Below are 14,629 nucleotides of genomic sequence, written 5' to 3' on the forward strand. Positions count from 1 at the left end.
GAGAAGGCGCAAAAGCAAGCGTTAAGCGCCTGACTGCAACGTGATTTGTTTCACGCTATACTGCCGTCATCACTAAATAGCGGGATAAAACAATGAACGACAGTGAATTTCATCGCCTGGCAGACACCCTGTGGCTGGCCATCGAAGAACGTTTGGACGACTGGGACGGCGACAGCGATATCGACTGCGAAATCAACGGCGGCGTACTGACCATTAGCTTTGAGAACGGCAGCAAAATCATCATCAACCGCCAGGAACCGCTGCACCAGGTGTGGCTGGCGACCAAACAGGGCGGCTACCACTTTGATCTGAAAGGCGACGAGTGGGTTTGCGATCGCAGCGGCGAAACGTTCTGGGATTTGCTGGAACAAGCGGCAACGCAGCAAGCGGGTGAAACAGTTAGTTTCCGCTAAGACGTTTGCCGGATGGCGGTGTAAACACTATCCGGCCTACCAATGGCGCCAAACACGTAGGCCAGCCGGCATTATGGCTAAGAGAAATACTGCTGCAACAGCGGCGCGTTATTGTCGTGATTAGACGGCGGCGGTGTGCTAATTGCCTGGCTACGGAACGGAATCACCTGTGAGCGACCATCAACCGTCACAATTTGGTAAAACTGCGGCAGGTTAAAGTTGATAAAACTGGAGCCGTAGGTGAAGCGGTCGTGCGACGATGAGTAGAAACGGCTGACGTCACGCACCAGTTCCTCTTTGCTGCCCTCGCAGTGGTGATACACCTCCGCGCGGTTGCTCTCATCGAGAATGTAGATATTAAAGCCCTGATCTTCGCCCGACTCTTCAAAGAAGAATTGAATAATCCCTTCGCTGGCAAAACCATCGACCACCTGCGGCAGCTCGACGTGGTTAGTCTCAACCTGCACCGACAAGCCATGCAGTTTGTTGTGCGAAATCGCGCCGTAGAATTCGATGGCGTTTTCTAGCTTTTGCACCGACACATTCAAGCGTTCAAAGAACAGGCCCCAGGTTTGCCCGGAGACACGCAGCGCTTTAAAGCGCCCGGTTTCCTGGCGAGTGCTGGAAAGGCGCAGCTCAATGCACTCTGACACCAGTTGCTGTACGCGAGTACGAATCAGCCCGCGCAAATGCTGGCTATAGCAGAACACTTCGACGCTATCCGGCGGTGCGGCGTCCTGGTGCATTTTGCCCAGAATCGTTTTCAGCGCTTCAATCATTGCCTGCTCGCCGTTAAAGTGCAGCGTACGCACTTCGTTCCACGAGTTGCGATACAGCAGGTCAACGCTGCCCACCAGGCATTTTTGATCTTCACCGAAGCTAAAGATATCAAGCTTACGGAAATCGAAATGCACCACCTGGTTGCGGAACGCCGCCGTTGGGTCATATTCCAGATTGACGATAATCGCCAGATGGCGAATTTCGCACGGGCTGTACAACGCTTTCGGCGTCGGCGCAGGCAGGCGCAGCGGGAAGTGATGCGAGACATCAGCCACCATCTCTTGCAGCTTGGCTAAATCGACAATGCCGTTGCCTTTAATAAACAGATGTGTGCGCGATGTCAGCAGACCGTTAAACCACGCCCAGGCCACCAGCTTATTAAGATAGCGGTTATATTCCAGCGGCTGATGGCTGATTATCGACTCCATGTTCGGCGCACGGTTGTAAAGATACCAACCCGTACGGTTGGCGCGCCCAGGCGGAACATAGATAAAGGTCAGATTCGGCTCGGAAAGATCCGGCGAAATTTGCGGGTTAACCAGCGTGACTTTACCCGGCAGTGCTTCGAATGCCGCGTACAGTTTACGCGTCAGCACGCCGATATCCTGCGGGCTAGCCGAAACACTCAGGTTGTTGCGACGGGCAAAACGAATCAGGTTACGGTAGCTCTGCATCATCGCATCGAGCAGTTCGTTATGCGCTTCGCGCACCTGGTCGATTTTCCAGTTGGCGCGGTTGTCGAGCATTGCCAGGCGCTCTTCGCTCCAGCCCCACTCTTTCACCAGTTGCCCAACGATTTCACGACGCCAGCCAACGCAGGCGCGTTCACGACTGAGCTTTTCGCACACTTTGAGGTAGAAACAGCGGCGCACGAGGTCAAGACGCGTTTCGTCTTCAATCGCTTTGAGATATTCGGTCACGCGTTCGAGCATCATGCAGTAAGCATCAAGCCCGAAAGAGACTATTTCACCATCGTGCAGGCGTTGTTTGATGTCTTTCGCCAGCAGATGGGTGTTGGGATATTCCCACGAGTAGGCTTCCAGCAGCAGCGTTTTGAGCACGGCTTTATACGGCGAGTCGATGCTTTTATAGAGCTGCCACAGGCTTGCGCCAAAGTATTCTTCGGCGGAGAGCGAGCTCAATCCACCGAGGTCGAGCCATTCGTTCGGCGTCAGCACGCCCTGCGCGTAAAGCGTCATCACGTAATCGTCGTAATGATCTTCTTCCTCGCACGGCACCATATTCCACAGAATACGTTTGCCCGCCAGACGCACCGCCGAACGGTAAAATTCATCAAGCAGTAAAATATGTTGCGTTGAACCGCAATCTTCCCCGCCTAAACTACCACTCTCATTATGGCGGAAACGGTTTTCGTCAATCAGGAAGAAGCTTACTTCAACGCCCAGCGACGCCGCCCAGCTTTCCAGCAGGCTACATTTGCGCTGTAACAATTGGCGTTCGTCATTGTCGAGCCACGACTGGTGGCACACCCAGATATCGAGATCGGAAGAACAGCTTTGGCCGACGGACGAGGTACTGCCCATCGTGTAAAGGCCGGTAATCGGCAGCTCGCCCTTCGCTGTAGGCTGCGGCGGCATTCCACGGTGCAGCTCAAGCTCATCAAGGTAATGACGTTGGGTTTCATCAGGCGTGTAGAGGCAGATGCCCTTGGGAACGTTACCGTCGAGGTAACCCGGCATCAGCGGATGATGATAATGTAATAATGTCGGTAGTAGACTGTAAACCTGCTGGAAAGCAGGCCCCATGGCTGCAAGCGCGCGATCGACACGCAGTTGGTTTATGGCATCCAGTCTCTGTTTAAGCGTCTCAATATAGAGGTACAAGACATATCGCCTGATGTTCAAAACCGCGACGTATCATAGTGATGCAGATACGGTGGCTTTTAATATTTCAACAAGAAGAACCGTTACCGTTCACCGTCCGCCATTGTGATAGTGAAAATATCGGACGAGAAATGGTCTAAAACGTGATCAATTTAACACCTTGCCGGTTGACCGTAAAGAATGTTGCACTACAACAAGTGTAGCATCGATTGTTCCTGTAAATCCCAGCATACGATCAAGACAGTGCCAGTAATGAACGGCAAACACAACTCATTTGCACATCTTGTGAACACGGTGAAAACTAACATCATGAAGTCAACAATGTTAGGATGGTCAACGGACGATAATGACGGTAACAAGCATGTTAGACAAAGTTTTGAGAATTGCCACACGCCAAAGCCCGCTCGCACTCTGGCAAGCACACTATGTAAAAGAACGGTTGATGGCCTGCCATCCGGGGCTTACGGTGACACTTGTCCCGATGGTGACCCGAGGCGACGTTATCCTTGATACCCCGCTGGCGAAAGTGGGTGGTAAGGGGTTGTTTGTCAAAGAGCTTGAGCTTGCGTTGCTTGAAAACCGCGCGGATATCGCCGTGCATTCAATGAAAGATGTGCCGGTTGAGTTCCCGGAAGGTTTGGGGCTAGTGACCATTTGCGAGCGCGAAGATCCGCGCGACGCCTTCGTTTCTAATCATTATGCCTGCATGGATGACCTTCCGGCAGGTAGCATCGTGGGCACTTCCAGCCTGCGCCGCCAGTGCCAAATTGCCCAGCGCCGCCCGGATCTGGTCATTCGCTCGCTGCGCGGTAACGTTGGCACACGCCTGAGCAAACTTGATAACGGTGACTATGACGCCATTATCCTGGCGGTTGCGGGCTTGAAACGCCTTGAGCTGGACGCCCGTATTCGCCAGCCAATGTCGCCAGAAGAATCGCTCCCAGCCGTAGGCCAGGGTGCGGTGGGCATTGAGTGTCGTCTCGACGACGAACAAACCCGCGCGCTGCTTGCCCCGCTGAATCACGACCACACCGCCACACGCGTTCGCGCCGAGCGCGCCATGAACACGCGCCTGGAAGGCGGTTGCCAGGTGCCAATCGGCAGTTATGCCGAGCTGAACAACGGCGAGCTATGGTTACGCGCGCTGGTCGGCGCACCGGACGGCAGCGAAATGGTTCGCGGCGAGCGTCGCGGCAAGCCGGAAGATGCCGAGCGCATGGGCATTGAGCTGGCCGATGAGCTGCTCGACAACGGTGCGCGCGCCATTCTGGCTGCCGTTTATAATGGAGATGCCAACGTATGACCATTCTGGTTACCCGCCCCTCCCCGCAAGGTGAAGAGTTAGTCAGCCGTTTGCGCGCGCTGGGGCGAGTAGCCTGGAGCTTTCCACTGATTGAATTTACCCCAGGCCGCGAGCTGAACACGCTCGGTAACGCGCTTCATACGTTGGGTGAAGGAGATTTAGTTTTCGCACTTTCGCAACACGCGGTCAGTTTCAGCCATGCGCAGCTACAGCAGCAGCGCCTGAGCTGGCCTACCCTCCCCCGTTATTTTGCCATTGGCCGTACCACGGCATTAGCCTTGCATCAGGTCAGCGGTGTGGATGTTCGCTATCCTTTAGATCGGGAAATTAGCGAAGTGTTGCTACAATTACCTGAATTGCAAACTATTGCCGGCAAGAAGGCGCTGATTCTCCGGGGTAACGGCGGGCGCGAATTACTCGCCGAAACGCTCACCGCGCGTGGTGCTGACGTTACGCTATGTGAATGTTATCAACGCTGTGCCATTCACTATGACGGCGCTGAAGAGGCCATGCGCTGGCAGTCTCGCGGGGTAACCACTGTAGTGGTGACCAGCGGTGAAATGCTGCAACAGTTATGGGCACTTATTCCCCTCTGGTATCGGGAACGCTGGCTGCTCAACTGCCGTCTACTGGTAGTGAGTGAGCGCATTGCACGTTTAGCCCAGGAAATGGGCTGGCAGGATATTCAGGTTGCCGATAGCGCAGACAACGATGCGCTGCTGCGCGCATTACAATAACTCTCAAAATTGGAAGCCATAATGACGGAACAAAAAGAAAACTCCGCCGTGGTTGAAGAGTCCAGGGATGCCGTGGACACCACGCCGCAACCCAAAGCTCGTAAGCCAGAAAATGCTGAGAAAAAGAATAACGGCGGAAAAACCAGTCTGGTGCTGAGCGCCGTCGCCATAGCCATTGCATTAGCGGCAGGCGTGGGCCTGTACGGCTGGGGCAAACAACAGGCCGTCAACCAAACTACCGCCAGCGACACCCTCGCCAACCAGCTTATTGCGCTGCAAAAAGCGCAGGATGCGCAAAAAGAGGCGCTGGAAACCACCATCAAGCAGCAGGCAAGCGAGCTGGAAGCCGCGAAAGCCCAGCAGAGCGAGATGGCAAAACAACTGGATGAAGTACAGCAGAAAGTCGCCGCTATCTCTGGCAGCGATGCCAAAACCTGGCTGCTGGCACAATCTGATTTCCTCGTGAAGCTCGCTGGACGCAAGCTGTGGAGCGATCAAGACGTGACCACTGCGGCTGCACTGCTGAAAAGCGCGGATGCAAGCCTGGCCGACATGAATGACCCAAGTTTAATCGCCGCGCGCCGCGCCATCACCGATGATATTGCCAGCCTTTCGGCTGTCGCGCAGGTGGACTACGACGGCATCATCCTGAAGGTGAACCAACTGGCAAACCAGGTCGATAACCTGCGTCTGGCGGATAATAACAACGACGATTCGCCGATGGACTCCGACGACAGTGAGCTGTCAACGTCGGTACGCGAATGGCGTGTTAACCTGCAAAAAAGCTGGCAGAGCTTTATGGATAGCTTTATCACCATTCGTCGTCGTGATGAAACCGCCGTGCCGCTGCTGGCCCCAAACCAGGATATTTACCTGCGTGAAAACATCCGTTCTCGCCTGTTAGTCACGGCGCAAGCGGTTCCTCGTCACCAGGAAGAAACCTACAAACAGGCGCTGGATAACGTATCAACCTGGGTTCGCGCTTACTACGATACCGAGGATGCCACCACCAAAGCATTCCTGGATGATGTGGATAAGCTCAGCCAGCAGACCATCACCATGAACGTGCCGGAAACGCTACAGAGCCAGCCGATTCTGGAAAAACTGATGCAGACCCGCGTGCGTAATCTGATGGCGCAGCCTGCCGTGGCGCAACCTGCACCACAGCAACCGGCTGCCGCCGCACCGCAGGGAGAGTAAACGATGCTAAAAGTCTTATTACTCTTCGCACTGCTGATTGCCGGTATCGTGGTTGGCCCGATGATCGCCGGGCACCAAGGATATGTGTTAATTCAGACGGATAACTACAACATCGAAACCAGCGTCACCGGTTTAGTGATTATCCTGATTCTGGTGATGGTCGTACTGTTCTTGCTGGAGTGGATTTTGCGCCGCATTTTCCGTACCGGCGCCAACACTCGCGGCTGGTTCGTTGGCCGTAAGCGCCGTCGTGCACGCAAACAGACCGAGCAAGCGCTGCTGAAACTGGCGGAAGGCGATTATCAGCAGGTTGAGAAGCTGATGTCGAAAAATGCCGACCACGCAGAACAACCGGTGGTGAACTACCTGCTGGCAGCCGAAGCGGCGCAACAGCGTGGCGACGAGGCGCGCGCTAATCAGCATCTTCAGCGCGCAGAAGAAAACGCCGGTAATGATCTGATCCCTGTTGAAATTACGCGTGTTCGTCTGCAACTAGCGCGTAACGAAAACCATGCGGCTCGCCACGGGGTCGATAAACTGCTGGAAATCGCCCCACGTCACCCGGAAGTGCTACGTCTGGCTGAGCAGGCTTATATCCAGACTGGCGCGTGGAGTTCACTGCTGGATATCATCCCATCAATGGCGAAAGCGCACGTGGGCGATGACGCTCACCGAGCGGCGCTGGAACAGCAAGCGTGGATTGGTCTGATGGATCAAGCACGTGCCGACCAGGGCAGTGAAGGGTTGCGTAATTGGTGGAAAAATCAAAGCCGTAAAACGCGTCATCAGGTCGCGCTTCAGGTGGCGATGGCGGATCACCTGATTGAATGTGACGATCATGACACCGCCCAGCAGATCATCATCGATGGCCTGAAGCGCCAATATGACGATCGTCTGGTGATGCTGATTCCACGTCTGCGTACCAACAATCCAGAACAGATGGAAAAACTGCTACGCCAGCAGATCAAAACGGTTGGCGATCGTCCGCTGTTGTGGAGCACGTTGGGGCAATCGCTGATGAAGCACGGCGAATGGCAAGAAGCGAGCCTGGCGTTCCGTGCAGCGCTCAAACAGCGCCCTGACGCCTATGACTACGCGTGGCTTGCCGATACGCTTGACCGCCTGAAGCAGCCAGAAGAAGCCGCAGCAATGCGCCGTGATGGCCTGATGCTGACGCTACAGAACAACCCGCCAGCGTAATTCTGCGGGGTATTTGAAAAGGGGCCATTCGGCCCCTTTTTTTGTCTCCTTCGCCCATAAAAAAACGCCTGCTCTTTTAAGGAGCAGGCGTTAAACAGGTTTAATTCGACAACATAATGGGTGCTTCACTCAACGTTATGCCCATGGTGTCTGATGAGGCTTAAGCGACATCTGTCAGTGGACGATAAGCACCGTAAACGGCTCTGCATCATTCCTGAGTTTATGAGGCCAAAGGCGAGCATAAGAGATGGAATGAGCATCTACGCGGCGCATTATGGCACAGGATTCTGGAGGATGACACCTCCGGTTACAGACAAATGATCTATTTATTAAATCTTTAAGAAGAAGGGCATCAACGCGAGGTAGATAAACGGCAGAAAACAAAAAACCCCGCCGAAGCGGGGTTCAAAATTGGTCGGCGAGAGAGGATTCGAACCTCCGACCCACTGGTCCCAAACCAGTTGCGCTACCAAGCTGCGCTACTCGCCGTTTTACTGCTTTTTTGAATTTTTAGTTCAATTCTTTTTTCTGTTAACACCATCGGTGTGAACAAAAAAACCCGCCTTAGCAGGGTTCAAAATTGGTCGGCGAGAGAGGATTCGAACCTCCGACCCACTGGTCCCAAACCAGTTGCGCTACCAAGCTGCGCTACTCGCCGATGTACTGCTTTTTGAACACTTCGTTCAATTCGTTAAAGTCGTGGTGCGAGGGGGGGGACTTGAACCCCCACGTCCGTAAGAACACTAACACCTGAAGCTAGCGCGTCTACCAATTCCGCCACCTTCGCAAATTCACAACTCTATCAAATAATGGGGTGGCTAATGGGATTCGAACCCACGACAACTGGAATCACAATCCAGGGCTCTACCAACTGAGCTATAGCCACCACTGTTAAATCTGTTACGCGGTTTCAAAAACCACCGCAGCTCCAGCACCGGGTAAATGGTGCGCCCGACAGGATTCGAACCTGAGACCTCTGCCTCCGGAGGGCAGCGCTCTATCCAGCTGAGCTACGGGCGCTTAGCGCCGTTGCGGGGTCGGATAATACGGACTTCCCCCCCCGCTGTCTAGTGCCTTTTTAAATAAAATTACTGTTTGCTCATGCTTTGTGCATTTCGTCGCTTATTTACGCAAATCCTGGGATTGCGTCGCGCGATGCATCCCAAAAACACGGTAAATCAGCGTGACAAGCGCCAAAAACAGAATACCCACAAACAACGACAAACGGGTGTCATCATTGATGCCCATACCAATCAGCACACAAACCAGGAATGCCATAGTCAAATAGTTAGCCCACGGGAACATGATCGAGCGGAATGGATGGCTGGCAATCGCTTCCTGGTGTTCACGACGAAAACGCAGTTGGCTAATCAGAATCACAAACCACGGCACCATGCCCGGTAACACGCTGGCGCTATAAACGTACACAAAGACACGCTGCGGATTAGGAATAATGTAGTTCAGACACGAGCCAATCAGCAAAATAACAATGGACAGCGTAACACCCGCCGCCGGTACACCGCTTTTCGTCACCTTCGCCATCGCTGCCGGTAACTGACGGTTTTTCGCCAGCGCGTAGAGCATACGCCCGCAGCTATACATACCACTGTTACAGCCAGACAACGCTGCCGTCAGCACCACGAAGTTAATCACCCCCGCCGCCGCAGTAATACCGATTTTGGCAAAGGTCAGAACAAACGGGCTGCCATTCGTGCCAATTTCATTCCACGGGAAGATAGTGACGATAACGAAAATCGCGCCCACATAGAAAATCAGGATACGCCACAGCACTTTACCCACGGCGCTGCGCAGCGTGACCTGTGGGTTTTTCGCTTCACCGGCGGTCATGCCGATAAGCTCAACGCCCTGGTAAGATGCCACAACGATACACAACGCCGTCAGGAAGCCTTTCCAGCCACCAGCAAAGAAGCCGCCGTGCTCGGTCAGGTTACTAAACCCTATCGATTGGCCGCCGTTACCAAAGCCAAAGAAAATTACACCGAGGCCAATCACAATCATCACGATAATCGTGGTGACTTTGATCATCGCAAACCAGAATTCGATTTCACCGTACAGGCGCACTGCCGCCAGGTTTGCCAGCGCAACCAGCCCAACGGCAATCAGCGCGGGTATCCACTGCGCCATATCCGGGAACCAGAACTGGACGTACACCCCTATTGCGGTTATTTCGGAAATGCCCACGGCCATCCACATAAACCAATATGACCAGGCGGTGAGATAGCCAAAGAATGGGCTAATATAACGGTGCGCATAAACAGCGAACGAACCGGTTACTGGCTCGATAAACAGCATTTCGCCCATTGAGCGCATAATAAAGAAGACAAAAACCCCCGCCAGGATATAGGCCAATAGCACCGATGGCCCCGCCCATTTAAGGGTGCTTGCTGCCCCCATAAACAGGCCTACGCCGATGGTGCCCCCGAGGGCAATTAATTCAATGTGACGGGCTTCCAGACCGCGCTGAAGCTCCGGTTTCTTCTCTGCCATAAATCCTCTTGTGTTTGCATATGTCCGGTCAATGCCGGTTTTATTTTTATAAATAATGGATATTTTCGGATGTGGACGCATCAGCCAAATTACGGATACGCCATCAGGGTATGCGAATGGTTTAACAATTTTTAATAAATGGCAAATATAAATGAGAATGAAAAAAACGAATTTGTGAATGTATCTCGCAGAAAATGCGCGATACATTCACCTTATTACGCGGGAAATTTAGAGTTGGTTAGTGTAATGCCAACGTAAATAGCGCAGCAGACGCAGTTGGCGTTTAATGCGGCTTGGCTGGGATAACAGACGGTAAAGCCACTCCAGGCCTAAGTTCTGCCACACCTTTGGCGCGCGTTTAACATGGCCGGTGAAGACATCGTAAGTGCCGCCAACGCCCATATACAGCGCGTCTGGGTGCACCAAACGGCAATCGCGCATCAGAATCTCTTGCTTTGGCGAGCCCATCGCGACCGTCACAATCTGCGCCCCGCTGTCGCGGATACGTTCAAACAGCGCCGGGCGCTGCTCTGGCGTGAAGTAGCCATCCTGAGTGCCCACCAGGTTCACATTCCACTGCTGACGCAGCTTTTCACGGGTTTGCGCCAACACGTCCGGTTTGCCGCCGATCAAAAACACTGGCGTACCTTCAGCTCCAGCGCGCGCCATCAGCGCTTCCCACAGGTCAGCCCCAGCCACGCGCGAAACGTCGGCTTCGGGGTACTTTTTGCGTATCGAACGCACCACGCTGATACCGTCGGCGTATTTAAACTCCGCCGCGTTGATCAGCGTTCTAACCTCGGCGTTATCTTCCAGCGTCAGCATTTTCTCGGCGTTAATCGCCACCAATGTGCCCTGTTTTAAGTGGCCGCCCGCGTACAGATAGTCCAGCGCGTGCTCCATGTTACGCCAGCCAATAAGCTTCAACCCACGCAAGGTGTAGGTCGGCGCGGTCAGTAAATCAGCCATTTTATCCTTCTCCAACATGCGAGGGACGTTTTATCCGCTGATGTATCAGCCCCGCGCGCTCAAACAACCAATACAACAGTTTTGCCACCAGCAAACATGCCCCAAAGACAACCATAAAAAAGACCACGCGAGATCCGAAGGAGTCCAGCCCTTCGCGCGCGAGCACGATCATATTGAAGATCGCACCAAAGCAGAAACTGTGCAAAATCGCCGATTTATAACGGTTAGTCTCCTGATTCCCCAGGCTATACAACCAGTCAAACCATTTGATGATAAGCCCCACCACCACGGCGCCCAGCGGCACAAACCATACGCCGCCCATCACCACCAGCGAGCCAATCAGCGTCGGTGAAATCGCAAGCCCAGAGTGGTTGTTCAGTACTTCCCAGGTGAAGTAGTTCGCGGTGTTAAGCACCACGCTTGGCCGCGATGGCCACAGCCAGCCAGGGATAAAGACATAGAAGTCACGCACCATCGGCGCTAAGCCCTGGAACTCGATTTTGTCGTAGTTTTGCAGCAGTAGCGCCAGGTTTTCCCACGGCGAGAAGGTATCGCGCGTCAGGTACAAGAAGGAGTAAAACGCTTCATCGCCGCTAACGCTCATCCCGTAGCGCTTTAATGCCAGCCAGAACATGCCGACAATCCCCAGAACGCCCGCTGCCGCCAGCATCCACAGCGAAATCCAGCCGCGAATAATGCCGATAAACAAGAAGATAGCGAACGCGATAATAATGTTGGCGCGCGTGCCGCCAACAATCGCGTAGGTCAGTAAGCCGAATGCGGTGGTGGCAATCAGGAAGCCAATCCACGCATTCCAACTGGGCTTGAGGAAGTAAACCACCAGCATCGCCGGAATAAAGAAGTAGAAGAAGCGCTTAAGCGCCACGCCGGAGACTTCGCTGGAGAATATCTGGCTGTAAGAGTGCAACTTAAACAGCAGGAAGCCGTTATGCAGGAAGAACGTGCCCACCGTTAACAGCGCAATCCCCATCATCAACACCCACGCGATGTTGGTTTCCACCCGATTCATGGTAAACAACGGGCGGCGCGGCGCACTGGCATTCGCCGTGCGCAGGCGTGTTTTATAGGTGACGTAATACACCGCGTAGAAACAGACCGAAACCAACAGCGTTTGCAGCAGTGTCTCAGGCGGCGAAACGCCCACATCGAAACGGAACACCAGCGTGCAAGTCAGCGGGAAGCCGAAGAAGAAGGTCAGCAGGAACAGCAGCGAGAAAAAGACGTTAAAGTTAAAGCGCACCCGACGGAATTCGAACCACGTCAGCGTGCCGATAAACAGCGTAGACAACAGCCAGACGACCAACAGCCCAGTAAACTGCATTTCGCTCATACCGCTTCCCCCGCAGCCAACTGTAGCGCCCGATACCAGGGTTCCAGATAGTTTGGTTTGAAAAAGGCGATCGTGTTTTTATCCACCAGCGAAAGCTGACGCTGTGCTTCACGCACCACCGGAACCGTCAGCGCATCGTCGGTAAACAGTACCGGGATATTCTGCTCGGCCATATCCAGCCAAAACGGATTCTGCCGATTCAGTACGCACGGAATCCCCGCCTGAATCAACAAACACAGCGTGCCAATACCCTGCTGGCGGGCAAAAATGAAATAGCCCAAATCGCAGCGGCGTAATAGCGCGAGATAGTCATCAAACTCTAGCTTTTCACGGAGAATTTGCACATTTTCGCCGCTAAATAGCGCCTGTGCGGCGTCACTCACTTCCGTGATATACGCTTCATTATTCGCGGGGTAGCCCATTGGCACTATCACATTCACCGTGTCGCCAAACTGCTGATGAATCGCCTTCAGCGCCGTCATGTGTTCATTGCTGCGATCGCCGGAGTTACCCACCAGAATCGTCAGTTTACCTTCGCGCGGCGTCGTATCCGCCAGCGAGTTCAGCGCCGGATCCATTCGCGTCGGGAAATAGAGCAGCTCGCCCGGCACTTTCGGATGCCGATGCGACAAATAGCTGAGATCGCCACGCGTGGCGAACGCACGCCCGACTCGCCCCTGCGCCATGCGGCGTAGCGGGTAGAACAGGCGAAATTTCAGGCCGCGCGAGACTTCATACAGATCCGCGCCCCAGATATGCCAGCTCACCTGCGATGGCTTCAGGCCACCGCTTAGCAGCGCCAGCCAAATGCCGGTATTAAACTGGCCATGAAAGAAGAATCGCTGCTGGCGGTCAGCTTTAGCTTTCGCCACCACCGCTTTCGCCAGCGTCGATTTATCGGCATAGCGCTCAATTGCCAGCGCCGGAAACGCCGCCGGGAGGCTATCGTCACGGCTTACTACCATAAACCGACGGGCGTGCGCGTGCTCTACGGCCAGCTCATCGGCAAAAAACCGTAGCACCGTCTGGTTATGGTGAGGGATATCCGATCCCAGAATATGTATCAGTTCGGTCATTGCCGTTTACGCCAAATTAAAAATACGCCGCTACACAGCGTGAAATAAACAATATAGGTGGCCATGTAGGCCTGTGCCGCCCCCAGCGCGCCGTGCGCCGGAATCAGCCAGTGAGAGAACGCCGTCAGCAACGTAAACTGGCTCAGTTCGGCCAGAATATAAAAACGCAGCGACGCTTTTGCTATCACTAAATAACCAAAGACGTAAGCGCCTACTTTCAGCACATCGCCCACTAACTGCCACGCAAACAGGTCGCGCATGGCGGAAAACTTCGCCGAGAACAGCAGCCAGATGGCGAAATCACGCAGCAGCCAGACGCTGAGGCTGGCAGCGGCCACCGCAGGCAAAACAAACTTAAGCGAGCGGCCAATTTCGCGCGCGATCTCTTTTTTCGCCGTCAAACGCGAAAGCGTCGGCAGCAGGTAAACGCTAAACGAAGCGGTAATAAACTGGAGGTAGGCGTCTGAAATACTGCTGACACCTTGCCAAATTCCCACTTCATCCCAGCTGTAATGCGCTGCCATCAGGTTTCGCATCATCACGTAGGCCACCGGCATCGTGACGGAGGTAATCAGCGCCATCAGGGTGAATTTGCCCAGTTGGCCCGCCAGCGCCTTGTCCCACTGCGGTTTCAGGTATCCCCACGGGATAAGCCCACGTCGGGAAAGCATCACCGCCGCCGGGATCACAATCAGCGCCGGAACCAACGCCAGCCCAAGCAGCGCGCCCTGATAGCCGCCCAGCCGATAACAGGCGTAATACGCTACGGCGCCCATCAGGCTACCGGCAATCAGCGACAGCGCGTTGCCCGCCGCATCGCGGAAGCCCTTCATCAACGCCAGCAGCAAGTTCGCCCACGCGATACCCATTTGTACCAGCGCGACCAGCCGCACCAAGCCTTGATAGTCGGTATGGCCGAATAACCCCTGGCTTATCGGCGCTGCCGCCAGCAGGAAAATCACCGCCAACAGCGTGGAAAACCCCAACACCATCGCCGACGATGTTCCCACTACCTGGCGCAAACGCGTCGGGTCATCGTGATGCTGAGCGACGAATTTCGTCACCCCGTTAAAAATCCCCGCCCCAGCCAATACGCCGAGCACAGTCACTAGCTGGCGGAAGTTTCCCGCCTGGCCAACGCCCGAGGGGCCAAAAGAGACAGCCAGCAGTTTTACCACTAACAGCCCAACGCCAATTTTTACCAGTGTGGACGCGGCGGTCCACACCGAAGCTTTTGCCAGTGACATA

Annotated in this window: 11 protein-coding genes and 5 tRNA genes; 5 read left to right on the forward strand and 11 right to left on the reverse strand. The window is 54.3% G+C overall.

The genetic code is table 11. The features are described 5' to 3' along the window. The first annotated feature begins 92 nt into the window (after positions 1 to 92). The gene (cyaY, locus tag AC6I4B_RS22260; protein ID WP_497768251.1) at positions 93 to 413 is read left to right on the forward strand and encodes an iron donor protein CyaY; all 321 of its coding nucleotides are present in this window, start codon (positions 93 to 95) and stop codon (positions 411 to 413) included. Positions 414 to 490: 77 nt separating this feature from the next. Here cyaY and cyaA read toward each other — a convergent pair whose 3' ends face one another. Then, on the reverse strand, positions 491 to 3,037 hold the full coding sequence (cyaA, locus tag AC6I4B_RS22265; protein ID WP_497768253.1) for a class I adenylate cyclase: 2,547 nt from the start codon (positions 3,035 to 3,037) through the stop codon (positions 491 to 493). 361 nt (positions 3,038 to 3,398) lie between these two features. On the opposite strand from cyaA, the gene hemC reads away from it, so the two are divergent. From hemC to hemY, 4 genes are read left to right on the forward strand one after another with little or no spacing between them, the layout of a single operon-like run. Further along, positions 3,399 to 4,340: a hydroxymethylbilane synthase gene (gene hemC / locus AC6I4B_RS22270; protein WP_497768255.1), complete on the forward strand. Its 942-nt coding sequence runs from the start codon at positions 3,399 to 3,401 to the stop codon at positions 4,338 to 4,340. Continuing rightward, on the forward strand, positions 4,337 to 5,077 hold the full coding sequence (hemD, locus tag AC6I4B_RS22275) for a uroporphyrinogen-III synthase (RefSeq protein WP_497768256.1): 741 nt from the start codon (positions 4,337 to 4,339) through the stop codon (positions 5,075 to 5,077). Before hemC ends, hemD begins: the two co-directional genes overlap by 4 nt. Before the next feature lie 21 nt (positions 5,078 to 5,098). Further along, entirely contained in the window at positions 5,099 to 6,277 is a 1,179-nt protein-coding gene (gene hemX / locus AC6I4B_RS22280; protein ID WP_497768258.1) for a uroporphyrinogen-III C-methyltransferase, read from the forward strand. A gap of 3 nt (positions 6,278 to 6,280) precedes the next feature. Continuing rightward, positions 6,281 to 7,477 (forward strand): protoheme IX biogenesis protein HemY, encoded by a 1,197-nt coding sequence (hemY, locus tag AC6I4B_RS22285; RefSeq protein WP_497768260.1) that lies wholly within the window; start codon positions 6,281 to 6,283, stop codon positions 7,475 to 7,477. A 412-nt stretch (positions 7,478 to 7,889) separates the two neighbouring features. Here the strand turns inward: hemY and AC6I4B_RS22290 are convergent. The 10 genes from AC6I4B_RS22290 to wzxE all read right to left on the reverse strand — a co-directional run bounded on the left by AC6I4B_RS22290 (position 7,890) and on the right by wzxE (position 14,628). Next, positions 7,890 to 7,966: transfer RNA gene (locus tag AC6I4B_RS22290), tRNA-Pro, on the reverse strand. A 92-nt stretch (positions 7,967 to 8,058) separates the two neighbouring features. After that, positions 8,059 to 8,135 (reverse strand) — tRNA-Pro (locus AC6I4B_RS22295). A 42-nt stretch (positions 8,136 to 8,177) separates the two neighbouring features. Continuing rightward, positions 8,178 to 8,264, reverse strand: a tRNA-Leu gene (locus AC6I4B_RS22300). Between the two features lie 23 nt (positions 8,265 to 8,287). Further along, positions 8,288 to 8,363 (reverse strand) — tRNA-His (locus AC6I4B_RS22305). A gap of 57 nt (positions 8,364 to 8,420) precedes the next feature. Then, positions 8,421 to 8,497: transfer RNA gene (locus AC6I4B_RS22310), tRNA-Arg, on the reverse strand. A 102-nt stretch (positions 8,498 to 8,599) separates the two neighbouring features. After that, positions 8,600 to 9,985: a bifunctional threonine/serine APC transporter ThrP gene (gene thrP, locus AC6I4B_RS22315; protein WP_497768261.1), complete on the reverse strand. Its 1,386-nt coding sequence runs from the start codon at positions 9,983 to 9,985 to the stop codon at positions 8,600 to 8,602. Positions 9,986 to 10,213: 228 nt separating this feature from the next. Further along, on the reverse strand, positions 10,214 to 10,954 hold the full coding sequence (gene wecG / locus AC6I4B_RS22320; protein ID WP_497768263.1) for a lipopolysaccharide N-acetylmannosaminouronosyltransferase: 741 nt from the start codon (positions 10,952 to 10,954) through the stop codon (positions 10,214 to 10,216). Between the two features lies 1 nt (position 10,955). Further along, on the reverse strand, positions 10,956 to 12,305 hold the full coding sequence (gene wzyE / locus AC6I4B_RS22325; protein WP_497768264.1) for an ECA oligosaccharide polymerase: 1,350 nt from the start codon (positions 12,303 to 12,305) through the stop codon (positions 10,956 to 10,958). Next, positions 12,302 to 13,381, reverse strand: a complete 1,080-nt coding sequence (locus tag AC6I4B_RS22330; RefSeq protein ID WP_497768266.1) for a TDP-N-acetylfucosamine:lipid II N-acetylfucosaminyltransferase — start codon at positions 13,379 to 13,381, stop codon at positions 12,302 to 12,304. Before AC6I4B_RS22330 ends, wzyE begins: the two co-directional genes overlap by 4 nt. Then, complete coding sequence (gene wzxE, locus AC6I4B_RS22335) at positions 13,378 to 14,628, reverse strand: lipid III flippase WzxE (RefSeq protein WP_497768267.1); 1,251 nt, start codon at positions 14,626 to 14,628, stop codon at positions 13,378 to 13,380. The genes AC6I4B_RS22330 and wzxE overlap by 4 nt, the downstream gene beginning before the upstream one ends. Between the last annotated feature and the right edge of the window lies 1 nt (position 14,629).

The organism is Kluyvera fluvialis, from assembly GCF_059725275.1.

Bases quoted from the DNA above. Each gene is read 5' to 3' on its own strand.
- cyaY (WP_497768251.1), top strand. From the start codon at position 93: ATGAACGACAGTGAATTTCATCGCCTGGCAGACACCCTGTGGCTGGCC.
- hemC (WP_497768255.1), top strand. From the start codon at position 3,399: ATGTTAGACAAAGTTTTGAGAATTGCCACACGCCAAAGCCCGCTCGCA.
- hemD (WP_497768256.1), top strand. From the start codon at position 4,337: ATGACCATTCTGGTTACCCGCCCCTCCCCGCAAGGTGAAGAGTTAGTC.
- hemX (WP_497768258.1), top strand. From the start codon at position 5,099: ATGACGGAACAAAAAGAAAACTCCGCCGTGGTTGAAGAGTCCAGGGAT.
- hemY (WP_497768260.1), top strand. From the start codon at position 6,281: ATGCTAAAAGTCTTATTACTCTTCGCACTGCTGATTGCCGGTATCGTG.
- thrP (WP_497768261.1), bottom strand. From the start codon at position 9,985: ATGGCAGAGAAGAAACCGGAGCTTCAGCGCGGTCTGGAAGCCCGTCAC.
- wecG (WP_497768263.1), bottom strand. From the start codon at position 10,954: ATGGCTGATTTACTGACCGCGCCGACCTACACCTTGCGTGGGTTGAAG.
- wzyE (WP_497768264.1), bottom strand. From the start codon at position 12,305: ATGAGCGAAATGCAGTTTACTGGGCTGTTGGTCGTCTGGCTGTTGTCT.
- AC6I4B_RS22330 (WP_497768266.1), bottom strand. From the start codon at position 13,381: ATGACCGAACTGATACATATTCTGGGATCGGATATCCCTCACCATAAC.
- wzxE (WP_497768267.1), bottom strand. From the start codon at position 14,628: ATGTCACTGGCAAAAGCTTCGGTGTGGACCGCCGCGTCCACACTGGTA.